Origin of the sequence: Caulobacter henricii (genome assembly GCF_001414055.1) — a bacterium.
In the GTDB taxonomy this organism is placed as follows: Bacteria; Pseudomonadota; Alphaproteobacteria; order Caulobacterales; family Caulobacteraceae; genus Caulobacter; species Caulobacter henricii.
On the sequence record NZ_CP013002.1, the window covers coordinates 1720757 to 1736637 of the forward strand.

General features: G+C 65.8%; 17 protein-coding genes. 9 read left to right on the forward strand and 8 right to left on the reverse strand.

Going from position 1 to position 15881, the window contains the following annotated elements; all coding sequences use genetic code 11:
- Positions 1-32 precede the first annotated feature (32 nt).
- From guaB to guaA, 4 genes are read left to right on the forward strand one after another with little or no spacing between them, the layout of a single operon-like run.
- Positions 33-1496, forward strand: a complete 1464-nt coding sequence (gene guaB / locus AQ619_RS07935; RefSeq protein WP_062146144.1) for an IMP dehydrogenase — start codon at positions 33-35, stop codon at positions 1494-1496.
- Positions 1497-1505: 9 nt separating this feature from the next.
- Positions 1506-1895, forward strand: a complete 390-nt coding sequence (locus tag AQ619_RS07940) for an MAPEG family protein (protein WP_335338049.1) — start codon at positions 1506-1508, stop codon at positions 1893-1895.
- Positions 1896-1899: 4 nt separating this feature from the next.
- A complete protein-coding gene (locus AQ619_RS07945; RefSeq protein WP_062146148.1) occupies positions 1900-3174 on the forward strand; it encodes an RsmB/NOP family class I SAM-dependent RNA methyltransferase in 1275 nt (424 codons plus the stop codon).
- Between the two features lie 54 nt (positions 3175-3228).
- Positions 3229-4788: a glutamine-hydrolyzing GMP synthase gene (gene guaA, locus AQ619_RS07950; RefSeq protein WP_062146150.1), complete on the forward strand. Its 1560-nt coding sequence runs from the start codon at positions 3229-3231 to the stop codon at positions 4786-4788.
- 13 nt (positions 4789-4801) lie between these two features.
- On the opposite strand, the gene AQ619_RS07955 is transcribed toward guaA, so the two are convergent.
- Genes AQ619_RS07955 through AQ619_RS07970 form a run of 4 tightly spaced genes read right to left on the reverse strand, consistent with a single transcriptional unit; the run spans position 4802 to position 8900 of the window.
- Positions 4802-5989: a fumarylacetoacetate hydrolase family protein gene (locus AQ619_RS07955; protein ID WP_062146152.1), complete on the reverse strand. Its 1188-nt coding sequence runs from the start codon at positions 5987-5989 to the stop codon at positions 4802-4804.
- Between the two features lie 51 nt (positions 5990-6040).
- Positions 6041-6871, reverse strand: coding sequence for a DAPG hydrolase family protein (locus AQ619_RS07960; RefSeq protein ID WP_062146154.1), 831 nt, complete (start codon positions 6869-6871; stop codon positions 6041-6043).
- Positions 6868-8211: an FAD-binding oxidoreductase gene (locus AQ619_RS07965; protein WP_062146156.1), complete on the reverse strand. Its 1344-nt coding sequence runs from the start codon at positions 8209-8211 to the stop codon at positions 6868-6870. The genes AQ619_RS07960 and AQ619_RS07965 overlap by 4 nt, the downstream gene beginning before the upstream one ends.
- The gene (locus AQ619_RS07970) at positions 8208-8900 is read right to left on the reverse strand and encodes a TetR/AcrR family transcriptional regulator (protein WP_062146158.1); all 693 of its coding nucleotides are present in this window, start codon (positions 8898-8900) and stop codon (positions 8208-8210) included. The genes AQ619_RS07965 and AQ619_RS07970 overlap by 4 nt, the downstream gene beginning before the upstream one ends.
- A gap of 409 nt (positions 8901-9309) precedes the next feature.
- On the opposite strand from AQ619_RS07970, the gene AQ619_RS07975 reads away from it, so the two are divergent.
- Positions 9310-9870: a hypothetical protein gene (locus AQ619_RS07975; protein WP_062146160.1), complete on the forward strand. Its 561-nt coding sequence runs from the start codon at positions 9310-9312 to the stop codon at positions 9868-9870.
- Positions 9871-9895: 25 nt separating this feature from the next.
- Here the strand turns inward: AQ619_RS07975 and kynU are convergent, their stop codons facing one another.
- Genes kynU through AQ619_RS07995 form a run of 4 tightly spaced genes read right to left on the reverse strand, consistent with a single transcriptional unit; the run spans position 9896 to position 12856 of the window.
- Positions 9896-11140 carry a kynureninase gene (kynU, locus tag AQ619_RS07980; protein ID WP_062151415.1) on the reverse strand — a complete coding sequence of 415 codons (1245 nt, stop codon included), beginning with the start codon at positions 11138-11140 and terminating at the stop codon, positions 9896-9898.
- Between the two features lie 8 nt (positions 11141-11148).
- Positions 11149-11775, reverse strand: coding sequence for a DUF1190 domain-containing protein (locus tag AQ619_RS07985; RefSeq protein ID WP_062146163.1), 627 nt, complete (start codon positions 11773-11775; stop codon positions 11149-11151).
- 8 nt (positions 11776-11783) lie between these two features.
- Complete coding sequence (locus AQ619_RS07990) at positions 11784-12197, reverse strand: DUF350 domain-containing protein (RefSeq protein ID WP_062146164.1); 414 nt, start codon at positions 12195-12197, stop codon at positions 11784-11786.
- Between the two features lie 17 nt (positions 12198-12214).
- A complete protein-coding gene (locus AQ619_RS07995; RefSeq protein WP_062146167.1) occupies positions 12215-12856 on the reverse strand; it encodes a DUF2491 family protein in 642 nt (213 codons plus the stop codon).
- Positions 12857-13029: 173 nt separating this feature from the next.
- On the opposite strand from AQ619_RS07995, the gene AQ619_RS08000 reads away from it, so the two are divergent.
- The 4 genes from AQ619_RS08000 to AQ619_RS08015 all read left to right on the forward strand — a co-directional run bounded on the left by AQ619_RS08000 (position 13030) and on the right by AQ619_RS08015 (position 15879).
- Positions 13030-13455, forward strand: a complete 426-nt coding sequence (locus AQ619_RS08000) for a YjfI family protein (RefSeq protein WP_062146168.1) — start codon at positions 13030-13032, stop codon at positions 13453-13455.
- Positions 13456-13477: 22 nt separating this feature from the next.
- Complete coding sequence (locus AQ619_RS08005) at positions 13478-14218, forward strand: PspA/IM30 family protein (RefSeq protein WP_062146170.1); 741 nt, start codon at positions 13478-13480, stop codon at positions 14216-14218.
- A 5-nt stretch (positions 14219-14223) separates the two neighbouring features.
- Positions 14224-15381, forward strand: a complete 1158-nt coding sequence (locus AQ619_RS08010) for a glutathionylspermidine synthase family protein (protein WP_062146172.1) — start codon at positions 14224-14226, stop codon at positions 15379-15381.
- Between the two features lie 153 nt (positions 15382-15534).
- Positions 15535-15879: a hypothetical protein gene (locus AQ619_RS08015; protein WP_062146174.1), complete on the forward strand. Its 345-nt coding sequence runs from the start codon at positions 15535-15537 to the stop codon at positions 15877-15879.
- Positions 15880-15881 lie beyond the last annotated feature (2 nt).

A 15881-nucleotide genomic window follows, 5' to 3' on the forward strand; every position in this document is an offset into this window, starting at 1 on the left:
CGCTATACCCGCGCCGCAAAATGGAGACTCCCATGGAGATTCGCGAAGGGCTCACCTTCGACGACGTTTTGCTCGAACCCGGTCCGTCCGACGTCATGCCGACCCAGGTGACGACCGAGACCAAGTTCACGCGTGAAATCAGTCTGAACATCCCGCTTGTGTCCGCTGCCATGGACACGGTGACGGAAAGCCGCCTCGCCATTGCCATGGCCCAGGCCGGCGGCATGGGCATCCTGCACCGCAACCTGACGGTGGACGAACAGGCTGACCATGTGCGCGAAGTGAAGCGCTATGAAAGCGGAATGGTCATCAATCCGCTGACCATCAATCCGGAAACGACCCTGGCCGAGATCCGCGAGATCAAGGCCCGCCGCAAGATCTCGGGCTTCCCGGTAGTCGAACGCGAAACAGGCAAGCTGGTCGGCATCCTGACCAATCGCGACATGCGCTTCGAGGGGGACGCCAATGTCCCGGCCTCGGCGCTGATGACCCGCGACAACCTGATTACGGTGTCCGAAGGCATCGATCATCGCGAAGCCCGCGAACTGCTGCGCAAGCACAAGATCGAGCGTCTGATCGTCGTTGACGACGCCTATCGGGCTGTCGGCCTGATCACGGTGAAGGACATCGAGAAGGCCCAGGCTCACCCGCTGGCCGCCAAGGACGACAAGGGCCGGCTGCTGGTCGGCGCGGCCTCGACCGTCGGCGATGCCGGCTTCGAGCGGTCGATGGGCCTGGTCGACGCCGGCGTCGACGTCGTCGTCATCGACACAGCCCATGGCCACTCCAGCCAGGTCGCCCAGGCCGTCAGCCGTCTGAAACGCGAAGCCAACCGCGTCCAGATCGTGGCCGGCAACATTGCCACCTATGACGCCGCACGCGCCCTGATCGACGCTGGTGCCGACGCCGTAAAGGTGGGTATCGGGCCTGGCTCGATCTGCACCACCCGCATCGTCGCGGGCGTCGGTGTGCCGCAGCTGACCGCGATCATGGAGGCCGTCCGTGCCGCCAGGGAAAGCGGCACGCCGGTCATCGCGGATGGCGGGATCAAGTATTCCGGGGACCTCGCCAAGGCGATCGCTGCCGGGGCCAGCACGGCCATGATGGGCTCGATGTTCGCCGGCACCGAAGAGGCTCCCGGCGAGGTGTTCCTGTACCAGGGGCGTTCGTACAAGAGCTATCGCGGCATGGGCTCGGTGGGCGCCATGGCCCGTGGCTCGGCTGACCGCTACTTCCAGAAGGAAGTGACCGACAGCTTCAAGTTGGTGCCGGAAGGCATTGAAGGCCAGACGCCTTTCAAGGGTGCCATCGCGCCGGTACTGCACCAGCTGGTCGGCGGTCTTCGGGCCGCCATGGGCTATGTTGGCGCGCCGACGATCGCAGAGTTCCAGAACCGCGCCCGCTTCGTGCGCATCACCGGCGCTGGCCTGCGCGAAAGCCACGTCCACGACGTGATGATCACCCGGGAAGCCCCCAACTACCCGAGCGCGGTCTAGATCATGCGGATGGCGTTCGAACTTCAGATGGTGGGCGTGGCCGTGTTGATCGGCCTGGTCCATCTGCTGTGCGTGGCGGTTATCGGCGACGTGCAGCGGGGTCTGAAGTGGAGCGCCGGACCCCGTGACGCCCGCATCGAACTGACCGGTCTTGGCGGTCGGCTGGAGCGGGCCTGGGCGAACTTCTGCGAGACCTTTCCGCTGTTCGTCGCCGCTGTAGTGGTCACCTATCTCGGCGGCCGCATCGGCGTCCTGACCTCGATCGGGGCCTTGCTCTATGTCGTCGGCCGGGTGGCCTATCTGCCGCTCTATGCCTTTGGTGTGCCCTGGTTGCGCAGCGTTGCCTGGTTCGTGTCGCTGTTCGGGATCATCGCGATCCTCCTGGCCCTGGTGGTCTGAGCCCATGCGGGACGGAGGACGGGTTTCCGCCGCGATCGAGGTTCTGACCGAGATCGAGGCGCGGCATTTTCCGGTCAAGATGGCGCTGAAGCGCTGGGGTGAAGCCTCGCGCTATGCCGGGTCAAAGGATCGGGCCTTCGTCTCGGGGCTGGTGCTGGATGCCCTGCGCCGCAAGCGGTCGCTGGGCTTCATGATGGGCGACACCTCGGCCCGCGCCGTGGTTCTGGGCGTCCTGTCTCAGGTCTGGGCGTGGCCGGTAGACCGCATCGCGCAGATGGCGGGTGAGGAGCATGGTCCGGGTGCCCTGGCCGAGGTCGAGCACAAGGCGCTGTCGGCACCGGCATCGCTGGACGACGCACCGGCACCGGTGGCGGGCGACTATCCGGACTGGCTCGAGTCCAGCCTGGTCCGCGCCTTCGGCGACGGTGTGCGGGTAGAGATGGTAGCCCTCTCGCAACGTGCGCCGGTCGATCTGCGCATCAACACCCTGAAGACGGATGTCGAACGCGGAGCCAGGGCTGTGGCGCTGATCGGTGCCGAGCCGGCCGGGGTTCTCGCCAACGCCTTTCGCATTCCGGCGCCCCAGGCCGCAGATCGGACGCCTTCGGTCGAGGCGGTTCCGGCCTTCACCAAGGGCTGGTTCGAGGTTCAGGACCTGGGCTCCCAGATCGCGGCGGCCCTGGCCGGCGATATCAAGGGCAAACAGGTGCTCGATTTCTGTGCTGGCGGGGGCGGCAAGACCCTCGCCCTGGCGGCGGCCATGGGCAATAGCGGCCAGATCTTTGCCCATGACAGCGACGCCCGCCGTTTGGCCGACACCATTCGTCGCGGTCAAAGGGCCGGGGTTCGCAACCTGCAGATCCGCTCGCCGATCGAGGCCGAGCCGCTGAAGGGTCTGGAAGGTCGCCTGGACCTGGTCTTCGTCGACGCGCCCTGCACCGGCGCCGGCACCTGGCGCCGCCATCCGGATGCCAAGTGGCGTCTGTCACCGGACCAGCTGGCCAAGCGCCAGATCGAGCAGGACAGCGTGCTGACCGACGCTGCTGACTTCGTCAGACCGGGCGGACGTCTCATCTATGTGACCTGCTCGCTGCTGGTCGAGGAGAACGAGGATCGTATCGCCGCCTTCCTGGCGCGGCATCCCGGTTTCGCGGTCAGGCCGATCAGCCTGGAAGCCGTCTCGGGCCATGTCACCGACCAGGGCTATCTGCGCCTGACACCCCACACCGCCGGTACGGACGGCTTCTTCGCCGCCGTGCTGGAACGAACAATTCACTAGCCGTCTTCCCCCGGGAAGAGGGTCCGACCCGAACGACGCCGGAGACCTATCGCCATGACCGCCCCCGCCCACCACCAGCGCGTTCTGATCGTCGACTTCGGCAGCCAGGTCACCCAGTTGATCGCACGCCGGGTCCGCGAGGCCGGCGTCTACTGCGAGATTCATCCCTTCGACAAGGCCGAGGCCCTGGTCGACGACTATGCCCCGTCGGCCATCATCCTGTCCGGCGGTCCCGCCAGCGTGCTGGAGGCCGACAGCCCCCGCATCGGCAAGAAGCTCTTCGATCTGGGCGTGCCCCTGCTGGCCATCTGCTACGGTCAGCAACTGCTGTGCGACGTGCTGGGCGGCAAGGTCGAGGGCGGTCACGCCGGCGAGTTCGGACGTGCTGAACTGACCATCGCCAAGGCCAGCCCGCTGTTTGAGGGCCTGGCCGGCGTCGGCGAGCTGGAAACCGTGTGGATGAGCCACGGCGATCGCGTCACCGCCATCCCGGACGGCTTCGACGTCATCGCCACCTCGGTCGGCGCGCCCTTCGCGGCCATCTCCGATGATGCGCGCAAGATTTACGCCGTGCAGTTCCACCCCGAGGTGGTCCACACCGTCAACGGCACTCAGGTCTATCGCAACTTCCTGAAGCTGGCCGGCCTGAAGGGCGACTGGACCATGGCGGCCTTCCGCCAGGAGATGGTCGGCAAGATCCGCGCCCAGGTCGGGACCGGCAAGGTGATCTGCGGCCTGTCGGGCGGGGTCGACAGCTCGGTCGCTGCCGTGCTGATCCATGAAGCGATCGGCGACCAGCTGACCTGCGTCTTCGTCGACACCGGCCTGCTGCGCAAGAACGAAGCCGATCAGGTCGTCACCCTGTTCCGCGACCACTACAATATCCCGCTGATCCATGTGGACGCCGGGGCCGAGTTCCTCGGGGCCCTGGCCGGGGTCAGCGACCCCGAAACCAAGCGCAAGATCATCGGTGGCAAGTTCATCGACATCTTCGACCGCGAGGCCGCCAAGATCGACGGTGCCGACTTCTTGGCCCAGGGCACGCTCTATCCCGACGTGGTCGAAAGTGTCTCGGCGCGCGGCGGCCCTTCGGCGGTGATCAAGAGCCACCACAATGTCGGCGGCCTGCCGGACTTCATGAAGCTGAAGCTGGTCGAGCCGCTGCGCGAACTGTTCAAGGACGAGGTCCGCGCCCTCGGGGTCGAGCTGGGCCTGGCCCCGGCCTTCGTCGGTCGCCATCCGTTCCCCGGGCCGGGTCTGGCCATCCGTATTCCCGGCGAGATCACCGCCGAGAAGGTCGCTGTGTTGCAGCAGGCCGATGCCATCTATCTCGAAGCCATCCGCGAAGCTGGCCTCTACGACAAGATCTGGCAGGCCTTTGCCGTGCTGCTGCCGGTCAAGACCGTCGGGGTGATGGGCGATGCCCGGACATACGAGAACGTCCTCGCCCTGCGGGCGGTGACCTCGACCGACGGCATGACGGCCGACTTTTTCGAATTCCCCTGGGACGTGCTGGGAAAGACCGCCACCCGGATCATCAACGAGGTCCGGGGCGTCAATCGCGTCGTCTATGACGTGACCTCCAAGCCACCCGGCACGATCGAGTGGGAATAGGGCAGGCGCGCCCTTAGGGGGCTCCCTGCGGCGCGACACGGTTCTCGAGGGTGCCCATCCGGTCGACGCGGATGGTCACCACATCGCCGGGCTGTAGATAGGCCCCCGTGGCCTTGTCGTCAGCGATGGCTCTCTCGATCACGGACTGGACGAAGTTGCGCTGACCAAGTCCTGCGAGCCAGTCAAGGGTACCACGAACGACAGTAGACGGCCCCGGCCCCTGGAACACCGTACCCGCAGGCGTACCGGCCAGGACCAGGGTACGATCGGGAAGAATGCCTGCGGCACTGATCGGCAGTCGGGCTTGTCCCTCTCGCCAGGTCCAGACGGCGTCCTTGCGCTTGGCGGTTTCGATCAGGAGGCGATCGAGGTCCCAGATCCACTGGGTGACGCGGGTTTGCTGCCGCGCCTGGCCATTGACGGCCAGGTTCAGTTCAAGCGGCGTCACGAAGGCCTTGAGGTCTCGCGGAATGACCAGCAGGTCGCCGACGGGTAGGAAACCCCTGCCGCTCTTGCCGTCGGTGAAGCCCTCGCCCGACGTGATGTCGGAGACATCCGCGCCGCGAAGCAGGGCCGCGCGATCGGTGATGTCATTGCAGAGGATCAGACCGCCCCTGGCGCCGCCCGCCGCTGGCAGCGGCGTCAAGGTCACAAGGCAAAGCTCGACCTCGTAGTCGAGGAGGCCCTCAATGGCGGGCACGGCGGCGCGCGGGGCGGTCGGCTGGGCCACCTTGGCGAACATGAAGGGGCCATCCTCGACCTTGGCCTCATTGGCGTGCTCGGGATAGTTGGTCGCCGCCGCCGCATGCACACCCCGCAGGTCGACAGGCACAGTCAGGGTCGCCGCGTCGTGGCTCAGGCTTGGTTTGCCCGCATCGATGAAGGCGGCCACGGCCCCGTAGCCCAGGCGGTTATAGAGGGCGATGGCGTCCTCACCGGGCTGCATCAGCGGGGCCAGATCAACGCCGGTGACGACACCGTCCTGATAGCGGCGGACCGCCATGGTTCGCAGGCCTGAGCCATCGTGATAGCGCGCAAAGGTCAGGGCTTCGTCCGGTGGGGCGATCGTTAGACTGGCGCGCAAGGGCGCTGTCGGGGCCGGACGCGGCGGCAGCCTGGGCTTGGTGGGCCAGAGGGCCAGGATGGCGACCGCCGAAACCAGGAGCAGGATCATCAGGCCGAAGATCGATCGGAGGCGCATGTCAGGCTCTGCTGTTTCGTGCGGGAGGGAGGACCGTGCGGTCGGCGAGCATCAAGCCTGATCTTTGACCTGGGCATGCAATTCGGGAAGGAAGCTGGCCAGGTGCGGCATCTCCTGGGCGCAATGGACGAGCAGGGCGCGCGCATCGCTTTCCGTCAGTTTCAGCACCTTTTTGGCCACAGCCGCCGCGAGGGATCCGGCCAGATTTCTGCCGGCGACGTGGGCACCGCCCATCCAGAATCTGGAGCGCATTTCGCTGCCGCCCGCCACCCGGCGAACATGGTGCACCAGATAGCCCAGCTCGATCGGGGCATCGCCCAGGCCGATCCTCGCGCAAACGACCGTGGCCTCGCGATCATCCTCGAGGCTGCGATCGAGCAAGCCCAGTTTTGCGGTTGGGACAAACCGGATGGAGCCGCGCACGAGGTCGCTGCCGATGTACTCGTCGACCAGAGACGTCTGGCCGACATAACGGGCGCGGCCCTGAGATCCTGCGGGTGGTGGATCGCGCCAGGCGACATGGACATGAGCCTGGGGGTGCCAGAGCTTGTACTTGGCCGCCTGATCGCCGTGCCAGCCGAACCACCAGTCGACCATGGCCGGGGTTACACCGGGCATCGCGGACCGAACGCTGACCCTCATGCCGCCGTCTGCCGTCAGGACGAAGCCGTCCTCAAGGCCGCAGGTGTCGCCGAACAGCGACTCCGCCGCCCGATCCAGGCCGGGCATCAGGATGTCCGGTACGCCGCCGCGATCAAGCGCGGCACAGACATGGGGTGCCAGGGGCGCGAGGTCCGGCCTGAAGAAGCGGGCATAGGGCTGGGCCAGATCTGCGGCCCTATAGCCCAGATACCGACCGGGGACCGGCCTGCTGCTCTTCACGCGGGTCTCCCCATATAGCTGTTGAAACGGCCATCGGGATCAAAGCGCGCCCGCAGGGCCTCGAGGCGGGTCAGGTTGGCGGGGGCCATGAAGGGGGCCGGGCGTCGGCCCAGATTCTCGTCGGCCAGTTGAATGCCACGGCTGTGGGGCTGCAGGGCCTGCATGTGGTCGGTCGCCCAGGTCTCGTCAGCGGGTCTTTGGGTCTTGCCGCGCAGGCCGCCATAGAGGGCGATATAGGTGCGGGCCTCGAGTGAGAAGGCCATGTCGGGCCGCGAGGCCGGCGGATTCCAGTTCAGCCACAAGGCATGGCTCGGGGCCGGCGGCTGGCTGTCAGCGATGTCGCGCATCGCCGGCAACATGGGCGAAATGGGAGTGTCCATCCACATGCTGTCGGTCGTCCAGCGGGTATTGGGCAGGAAGAGGGTCTTCTCGCCGGAGTTCATCATGAAACCCAGGGAGACGGGCAGCAGCGGCAGGGTCAGGCTGGCCTTCTTGCGAAACGGGCCCTGGTCAATGAACCGAACGGCATCGCGAGCCTCGCGCCGACTGTTGGTCAGGACAGGGCCATAGACCTCCAGCCCATGGGCGAAGATTCCCATGGCGCGCCGGTTCATGACCATCTGAAACTCGACCGAAGCGGGGACCTCGGGGCCGACGGCATCGGCCCAGGCCATGACCTCTTCGAGATGGCGGATGCGGAAGACCTGGAGCTTGAGTCCGATGAACTTCGGCCGTTCATGCAGCCGCAGGTGAAACTGGACCACGACACCAAAGAAGCCTGGGCCGGCGCCGCGGGCGGCCCAAAGCAGTTCGGGGTTTTCGCGCTCGGTGGCGTGGACGATAGAGCCATCAGCCAGGACGACGTCTACGCCGATGACACTCTGGCAGGCCAGGCCCAACGCGCGACTGTTCCAGCCAAAGCCGCCTTGCAGGAGGAAGCCACCCATGCCGACGGTATAGGCGTGAGCGGTCGGAAAGAAGAGATTGCGGCGAGCCAGGGCCTTGTCGAGGTCGCCGGCCAGACAGCCCGGGCCAATCTTTGCCGTGCCGTTGGCTTCATCGAGGACGATGAGGTTGAGGCGCGAGAGATCGAGCAGGAGTGCCCCCTCGCGGAAATGGTTTTGCGCCCAGCTGTGTCCGCCCGAGCAGATGGAGATCCGCAGACCTTCGTCGCGCGCCCGCTTCACCGCGGCGACGACGTCGGCGACCTCCCTGGCCTGGACGATCAGTTTGGGTCGGTGGCCCGGATCCTGGGCATTGAAGCTGCTGTCCCGGAGCGCGGCATCGAAGTCCGGTGCGCCCTGGCTGAGAACCCGTCCAGCGGTTTTGGTCGGTGTCACGGCGTTTCCCCCAGGTCTGGCGTCGGACGTTGCGGCAGATCCAGCCAGCGCATCGGCATAGGGCGGGGAGCCGGGAAATCGACGGGCTCGTGCGCAAGCCGCCGGGCCAGGTCCCCGTCGACGCCCAGCAGGATCAGCAGCCGTTCTGTGGCATCATCGATGGACTCGAGGGGCAGGGCTCCCCGATGCAGATCCAGGGCCAGTCCACTGATGGCACCGGCGACCAGGCTGGCGGTGATCTCAAGATCGTCTGCCTTGAAGAGGCCCAGCTGCACGCCTTCGGCGATGTCCTGATGGAGTCTCAGGCGTAGCTCGGCTCCAAGGCCGCCGGCCGGCAGGCCAACATCGAACATCAGCCGTCCCAGACCCGTCTTCTGGCCGATGATCCGCAGGGACTGGCGGGTGATCCGGGCAAAGCGGGTGGCCGGATCGGCCAAGCCGACGCCCAGGCCCAGCATGGCGGCGGCATGTGAGGCGGCGAGCAGTTCGGCCAAATCCTCGATCAGGGCCGTTACGTCGGGAAAGTGGGTGTAGAAACTCGCATGAACCAGCCCCGCATGGTCGGTGATCTGGCGCAAACCGAGCGCTGACGCATTCTGCTCCATCAACAGGGTCTGGGCCGAGACGAGCAGGGCGTCACGGGTTCTGGCGCGCTTGGCACCTTTGGGGGCAGCAGGCTTCAGAGTCATAAAACGACATAATGTCATTTATAACATTATGTCAATTTTACTGGCCTGGGCTTGCCAGTTTGCAGCACCACGCATCCAGCTGGAGCAGCACCGACCGGACCTTCGGGCGAAGGCCGGCCGGCGGGCGGGGCGCTACTTCTTCTTGAACAGCGTGGCCATCTCGCCCTTGACGCTGGGGTTGGAGGCATTGGCTTTCGGAGGGGCCGGCTTCTTCGACTTTCCCTTGGTCTCTTTCATGGTGCGGCTCTTTCCGTTGCACAGGGCTGAGCTGGCAGCGCGCCGTCAGCCATGGCAACACTGTCGACTGGGGACGGCCATGGCGGCGATCCGTGCAGGTCGACAAATCCTAGTCTCGCACGTCTGCCGCCCGCCGGGTGGGTAATCGTCCGAGCCACGCGAGGAGACAGACATGAAACGTATCCCGGCGCTTTGTGCCCTGGCCTGGCTTGCGACCCTGCCGACCCAGGCGTCGGCGCAAACGGCCGCCGAAGGTTTCTTCGAGCGGTTGCGCGGTCTGTGCGGCCAGAGTTTCATGGGCCAGGTCGTCAGCGGTGATCCGGCCGATGAGGCCTTTCGCAAGGCCGAGCTGGTAATGACCGTGTCATCCTGCGACGCCGTCGAAATCCGCATTCCGTTTCGGGTGGGCGAGGATCGATCCCGGACCTGGGTCATCAACCGGCTGGACAACCAGCGCCTGCGTCTCAAGCATGATCATCGCCATCCTGATGGCGTCGAGGACGAGCTGTCGCGCTATGGCGGCGACACGGTCGAGGACGGTTCCGTCGAGGTTCAGGCCTTTCCGGTCGATGCGGAGTCCCGGGCCCTCTTCAGCCGTCTGAACAGGGCGGTGTCCAATACCAATGTCTGGACCCTGGAGATGACCGATCGCGCCTTCGTCTACCAGCTGTCGCGGCCCGGGAGGTTGTTTCGGGTATCGTTCGACCTGACGAAACCGAGGCCTGTCCCCTGATGCCAATAGGCCGGATTGACGTCCTTCAGGTCACGGCGTCGACGGCGGCATAGGCAGGATCGCGCCAAACGCCCTGATGGATAATCCCGGCCAGGCGATCCACCGCATCCCACACATCCACAAACCGCAGATGCAGGGGCGCGAAGCCGAACCTCAAGGTGGCCGGGGCCCGGAAGTCGCCGATCACGCCCCGGGCGATCAGGGCCTTCATGATCGGATAGCCCGAGGCATGGTCGAAGGCGATATGCCCGCCGCGGTCGTTCGGGTGGGCCGGGCTGGTCAGGATAAAGCCGGCGTCAGACAGACGCTCGCCCATCAGGGACTGGAACAGCTGTCCCAAGGCCAGGGATTTCGCCCGGATCGCCCCGGTTCCCGCCCGCGCGATCATGTCGATCCCGGCCTCGGTTGCCACGAGACTGAGGATCGGCTGAGTGCCGGTCAGCATGCGGCCGATCCCCGTGGCGGGCCGATAGTCGCGCTCGAAGGCGAAGGGCGCGTCATGGCCCCACCAGCCGGTCATGGGCTGGGTGGCCGTTGCCTGGTGGCGTGTCGCCACGAACAGGAAGGCCGGGCTGCCGGGGCCCCCGTTCAGATACTTGTAGGTGCAGCCCACTGCAAAGTCGGCGTCGCAGCCGTTCAGGTCGACCTCCAGGGCACCGGCGCTGTGGCAAAGGTCCCAGATCGCCAGGGCACCGTGGGCATGGGCTTTGGCTGTGAGGCCGGTCATGTTCAGCACATGGGCGGACTTGTAGTGCGCATGGGTCAGGACGACGGCTGCCACATCGTCGTCTATGGCGGCGGCAAGGTCGTCCAGCTCGGCAAAGCGGATCTGATGCCCTTGGCCGAGCGACTGGACCAGACCCTGGACGACATAGTTGTTGGTCGGAAAGTTGCTGCCTTCCATGACGATCACCCGACGGTCCGGGCGCAGGGCCAGGGCGGCGGAGACCACACGATAGAGGTTTAGGCCCGTACCGTCGGTCAGGACGACTTCTCCCGGCCCGGCTCCGATCAGACCGGCCAGACGGTCGCCAAGCCGGTAGGGCAGATCAAACCACCCCGCCTTGTTCCAGCTGGTGATCAGGTCCGTCGCCCATTCCTGGCGTGCCGCCTCGGCCACCCGGGTCAGGGCGGCCTTAGGGGCTGGGCCCAGGGAATTGCCATTCAGATAGATCACGCCGGCCGGACGCTCGAACTCGTCTACGAAGGCCGCCAGGGGATCAGCGGCGTCCAGGGCCTCGGCGGCGGCGCGGTCAAGCGGGGAGGACATGCTGCCGGTCAACCGCCGAACGACCGGCCGCCGCCAAATCCGCCGCGCGAGATCACCGAACTGCGGCTCTGGACCCGCGCCGGGGCCTCGGCCCGCGACGGCGCGTCAAAGCTTTCCGAACGGACGCGCGTTCGGCCGGTGACATAGTCGCGCGACAGCGGATAGCCGCCACCGCCGTAATAGGTCCCGTTACGATCGCGATACATGGGCGCGCCGCGATAGCCGCCACCCATGTTGTCGAGCGCCTGACCGATGATGAATCCGGTCAGGAGTGGCGTGAAGAAGCTGCCGCCACCCTGGCTGGAGCGTGGCACGCACTGGTCGACGCCATAGCGTTCCTCGCAGCTCTGCTGGTCGTTGAACTTGGGGGCGTTCTCGGCACTGTCCTTCTGGGCCTGGGCCAGGGTCGTTTCGCACTGCTGGGCGGTGAAGTCGCCCGAGGCCTTGCACTCGTCGAGACTGGCAAAGGTGCGGGCCTCGACGGCGCGTCCGGATTGGGCGGCCGGCGGATCGCCCCACTGGGTGACAGCCGGCGCATTGTCGCAAGCGGTGATAGACACCGCTGCGCCCGCCATCAGGGTGGTCAGGGTCAGGCTGCGCGAGCGCTTGAGGCGGGGTTGGGCTTGATCGGACATGGGGCGGCTCATGACGTCATGCAGGCGGCATTGATCAGGCCCACGGCCAGGGAGATGCTGGCCAGATAGACCCCGGCGGCCAGTTCGCCGCGCTCGATGCGGGCAGCGACGTCCTTCATCACCACCACGCGGATCAGGGTGAAGGCGGCGATCTGGATGATGCCGGCCAGGGCGGCCCAGGCGCAGAACTCGACCAGCGAGACGGTATGGCTGAGGGCCGAGGCCAGGGGCAGGACATAGCCGACCAGGGCACCGCCGAGGGCGAGGGCGGCAGCGACATTACCCTCCCGGATCAGCTTGCCCTCATGATAGGGCGTCACCCACTGGTAGATGACCTTGAAGGCCACGGTGAACAGGCCGGCGGCGATGAAGGCCACCAGAAAGGCGAGGGCGCTGGTGGCGAACCCCTGAAGATCAAACATGGTCTGTCTCTTTCCGTTCAGGCTTTGAATTCGCCGGCTTCCAGCGGAATGCCGAGCATGATCTCGAACGAGACCTCATGGTCTTCGCTCTCCTGCTCGATGGCGAGCAGTAACTCACGGCCGTCACCCGGCAGGTCGCGGGCGAACAGCATGCAGGTCTGGAAGATCCGCCGGTCGGGAACGCCGTCCCGGTCATCATGCAGGTCTTCCCAGAAGGTGACGGGGTCCTGGTGTTCGGCTTCATCGCCAAACCACAGGCGGTGATAGTCCGGCAGGCCCTTGGCCGTGAAGGTGCGGGCCTGCAGCCGGGCGGCCCAGGCCTCACGATCGGCGCGACCGCCGGGATAGGCACTGTCCCAGGGCATGAAGACCGTCACGTCGGTCAGGCGCTGGCCTTCACGATCGTCGGAGACAGCCTGAAACATCACATGATCATCGGTATAGAAGCGATGGACGAAGCCGCCGTCCTTCAGGTCCACTAGGCCCTGGGCGGAGATCTCGAGCGTGTCGCGGTCCAGGGAGAACTGGGTATCGCCGCCAAAACGCCGCCAGGCCAGGGTGTCGAGCCAGACGGTTCGACCCAGGGTGACATTGCGAATGGCGGGCAGGGCCGGCGCGGCGAGCGCAGCGTCCTTGCGTCCGAAAAGCTTGCTGAACATCGAAAGCGGACCCGGTGGCGACTCCCTCTACCTGTACGACGCGCGGTGCTTCTGCAAAAGGGCCCGCGCCATTACCAACTTGTCATGGGCAAGGTTTTCGCGAGGCTCTCGACGACTGGCATTCGGCCTCCCATCTTGTATGAAACGCCATGACCTCTAGAGGATGAATCCCCATGACGACCGCCGCCTGGACTGTTCGCTCGCTGCAGGCCGCCCTGTCCACAAGGGGTGGCGAGGCTCTGACGGCCCGGGTCGTCGAAGGCGCGGATCCGATCCTGCTGGTCACCATGCACGAGCAGGGCGACCTGGAGATCTTCGTCAGCGCCAGCGATCAGCAGATCGCGGCTTCGGTCCTGTTGTGGCCGGTCGACGAACAGGAAGATCGCCACGCCTTCAACGAGTTCCTGCTCAAGGCCCAGAAACTGGTGCCTCTGTCGAACTTCGGCATCGGCACAGTCGGTGACCGTGACTATTACGAACTGTTCGGCGAACTGGCACCGTCCTCGTCGCTCGATGACATTCTGATCGAACTGCGCGTGCTGGCCGAAAATGCCATCGAGGCCGCGTCCGATCTGCGCTCCTCCTTCACTCCCGCCTGAAATCGTTCCCGGAGACCCCCCGATGTCCATCTGGCGCAAGCTGTTCACCCTGGGCCGCGCAGGCGCGCATGACGCCACGGCCGCCGTCGTCGACGCCAATGCCATCCGGATCCTGGACCAGGAAATCCGCGATGCCGACACCGCCCAGGGCAAGGCCCGTGACGACCTGGCCACCCTCGTGGCCCGCCGGCGCATCCTGGAGAAGGAAGTGTCCAGCTTCCGCGAGCAGGTGACCAAGTACGAAGGCTCGGCCCGCGCGGCTGTCGGCAAGGGCGACATGGATCTTGCCCGTCAGGTCGCTCAGCGCATCGCAGACCTCGAGCAGGACATTGCCCTGAAGGAGCCCCAGATCGAGGGCATGCGTCAGGCCGAGGACCAGCTTCATCAGGCGATCACCGCCACGGATCGCCGGGTTGAAACCCTGCGCCGTGAGGTCGAGGTCGTGAAGGTCAATGAATCTGTTCAGAAGGCCCAGGCTGCGGTGGCGGCACGAGGCGCGGGTGCAGGTTCGTCCCTGGGTTCGGCCGCCGACAGCCTCGCCCGGATCAAGGAGCGTCAGGCCATTCGTGGCGAGCGCATCAAGGCCGCCGGCGAACTGGAAGACCGCCGTACGGGCGCGGACCTTGACGAGAAGCTGCGCCTGGCCGGGATTGGTCCGGGTCAGTCCTCGGCCGATGACATTCTGGCGCGTCTCGCCCCTCCGGCCGCAGCGCCGCTGCAGATCGAGCAGAAGTCGGCCGATCCCAAAGCCAGCGACGCCTGATCCGCGTGCGTCGACTTGATCTGACGCCCCGACCAGACTGGCAGGCGAAGGCCGACGCGGTCGGTTTCGTCTACCACCACACGGACGGCCAGCCCTATTGGGATGAGTCGGTGGCCTATGCCTTCACCCTGGCCCAGATCGAAGGCGATCTGGAGCCGGCGGCGGAAGCGCTGCACGAGCTTTGCCTCGACCTCGTCGATGAGGCGGTGGGGAGCGAGGCGCTGATGACCCGGCTGGCGATCCCGGCCGAGCATCAGGACTTCATCGCTGCCTCATGGCGGGCCCGCGAGCCCTCGCTCTATGGCCGCTTTGACTTCGGTTATGACGGCTCAGGCCCGCCCAAGCTCTATGAGTACAATGCCGACACGCCCACCAGCGTGTTCGAGGCGGCGACCTTTCAGTGGCTCTGGCTGGAAGACCTCATGGCGTCAGGCGCGCTACCCGCGGGAACCGATCAGTTCAACAGCCTGTTCGAGGCCTTGCGGGACCGCTTCGCAACCCTGTTCCCGACCGGCGGCTTCGTGCATTTCGCAAGTGATGCCTCGGCCATTGAGGATCGCCAGACCGTGCGCTTCCTGGAGGACCTAGCCCTTCAGGCCGGGCTCGACCCCCGGTTCGTCGCGATCGATGCCATTGGGGTGAACGCTGAGGGCCAGTTTGTCGACAGCGAGGGGTTCCTCCTGCAGGCAGCATTCAAGCTCTATCCCTGGGAGTTCATGCTGCGGGAGCCATATGCGGTCCATCTGAAGACCGCCGCCGTGCGCTGGCTTGAGCCCTCCTGGAAGGCGATCCTGTCGAACAAGGGCATCCTGCCCCTGCTCTGGGAGCGGCATCCCGGCCACCCCAATCTTCTGGAAGCCTATTTCGAAGATGACCCGCGTGTGTCGAACCTGGGCCCGCGCCATGTGCGCAAGCCGCTGTTTTCGCGCGAAGGGGCCAATGTCGAGATCATCGGCGGGAATGAACCGGTTCTGGACCAGGGCTATGGCCGGGAGGGCGCCATAGTGCAGGCCTTCCACCCGCCACCGACCTTTGCCGGCAGGCATCCTGTGGTCGGGGCCTGGATGGTGGGCAACCGGCCGGCGGGCATCGGCATTCGCGAGGATGACAGCGTGGTGACCAAAAACCTGGCGCGTTTCGTGCCGCATATCATCGAGGCCTGAGGCGGAAGACCCGGATCGAAGGTCGCAATTCGCCTGTTTGGTGTAAATGGTCCTTGCGGTTGGACCCGGGATCACTCCACCTTCACCGTAAGGCCCTCACGTCGACGCGTGTTGGGACCAGAAAATCGTCAGAAGTCCAAAGTCGGGGGAAGAATGAGTTCGGAACAGGATAACGCGGGTTCCAGCATCGCCGCGATCTTGGCGGCCGTGTCGGCGGAAATGTCCATCGCTGCAGAGGCCTGTGGCAAGCTGGATGACGCCCTGGGTCAGATCCTGGCGGTCAGCCCGCCGGAGAGCCGCAATCAGGTCATGCAGGAACTGCATACCGTCGACCTTCTCGCGCAACACATCACGGCGGTGACGGACTTCACCCACCGTCTGGCCCTGATCGCATCGACTGATGATGCGCTAGAGGTCGATGAAGCCCTGTCGGCCATCACCCTGGGCGCAGTCGCTGAACGTCTTCGCGCCAGCCTGGCAGCCGCCAAGGCGGCGTGACG

What these genes read in the sequence shown, in the direction of transcription:
- guaB (WP_062146144.1), top strand. Translation starts at nt 33, where the DNA reads ATGGAGATTCGCGAAGGGCTCACCTTCGACGACGTTTTGCTCGAACCC.
- AQ619_RS07940 (WP_335338049.1), top strand. Translation starts at nt 1,506, where the DNA reads ATGGCGTTCGAACTTCAGATGGTGGGCGTGGCCGTGTTGATCGGCCTG.
- AQ619_RS07945 (WP_062146148.1), top strand. Translation starts at nt 1,900, where the DNA reads ATGCGGGACGGAGGACGGGTTTCCGCCGCGATCGAGGTTCTGACCGAG.
- guaA (WP_062146150.1), top strand. Translation starts at nt 3,229, where the DNA reads ATGACCGCCCCCGCCCACCACCAGCGCGTTCTGATCGTCGACTTCGGC.
- AQ619_RS07955 (WP_062146152.1), bottom strand. Translation starts at nt 5,989, where the DNA reads ATGCGCCTCCGATCGATCTTCGGCCTGATGATCCTGCTCCTGGTTTCG.
- AQ619_RS07970 (WP_062146158.1), bottom strand. Translation starts at nt 8,900, where the DNA reads ATGACTCTGAAGCCTGCTGCCCCCAAAGGTGCCAAGCGCGCCAGAACC.
- AQ619_RS07975 (WP_062146160.1), top strand. Translation starts at nt 9,310, where the DNA reads ATGAAACGTATCCCGGCGCTTTGTGCCCTGGCCTGGCTTGCGACCCTG.
- kynU (WP_062151415.1), bottom strand. Translation starts at nt 11,140, where the DNA reads ATGTCCTCCCCGCTTGACCGCGCCGCCGCCGAGGCCCTGGACGCCGCT.
- AQ619_RS07985 (WP_062146163.1), bottom strand. Translation starts at nt 11,775, where the DNA reads ATGTCCGATCAAGCCCAACCCCGCCTCAAGCGCTCGCGCAGCCTGACC.
- AQ619_RS07990 (WP_062146164.1), bottom strand. Translation starts at nt 12,197, where the DNA reads ATGTTTGATCTTCAGGGGTTCGCCACCAGCGCCCTCGCCTTTCTGGTG.
- AQ619_RS07995 (WP_062146167.1), bottom strand. Translation starts at nt 12,856, where the DNA reads ATGTTCAGCAAGCTTTTCGGACGCAAGGACGCTGCGCTCGCCGCGCCG.
- AQ619_RS08000 (WP_062146168.1), top strand. Translation starts at nt 13,030, where the DNA reads ATGACGACCGCCGCCTGGACTGTTCGCTCGCTGCAGGCCGCCCTGTCC.
- AQ619_RS08005 (WP_062146170.1), top strand. Translation starts at nt 13,478, where the DNA reads ATGTCCATCTGGCGCAAGCTGTTCACCCTGGGCCGCGCAGGCGCGCAT.
- AQ619_RS08015 (WP_062146174.1), top strand. Translation starts at nt 15,535, where the DNA reads ATGAGTTCGGAACAGGATAACGCGGGTTCCAGCATCGCCGCGATCTTG.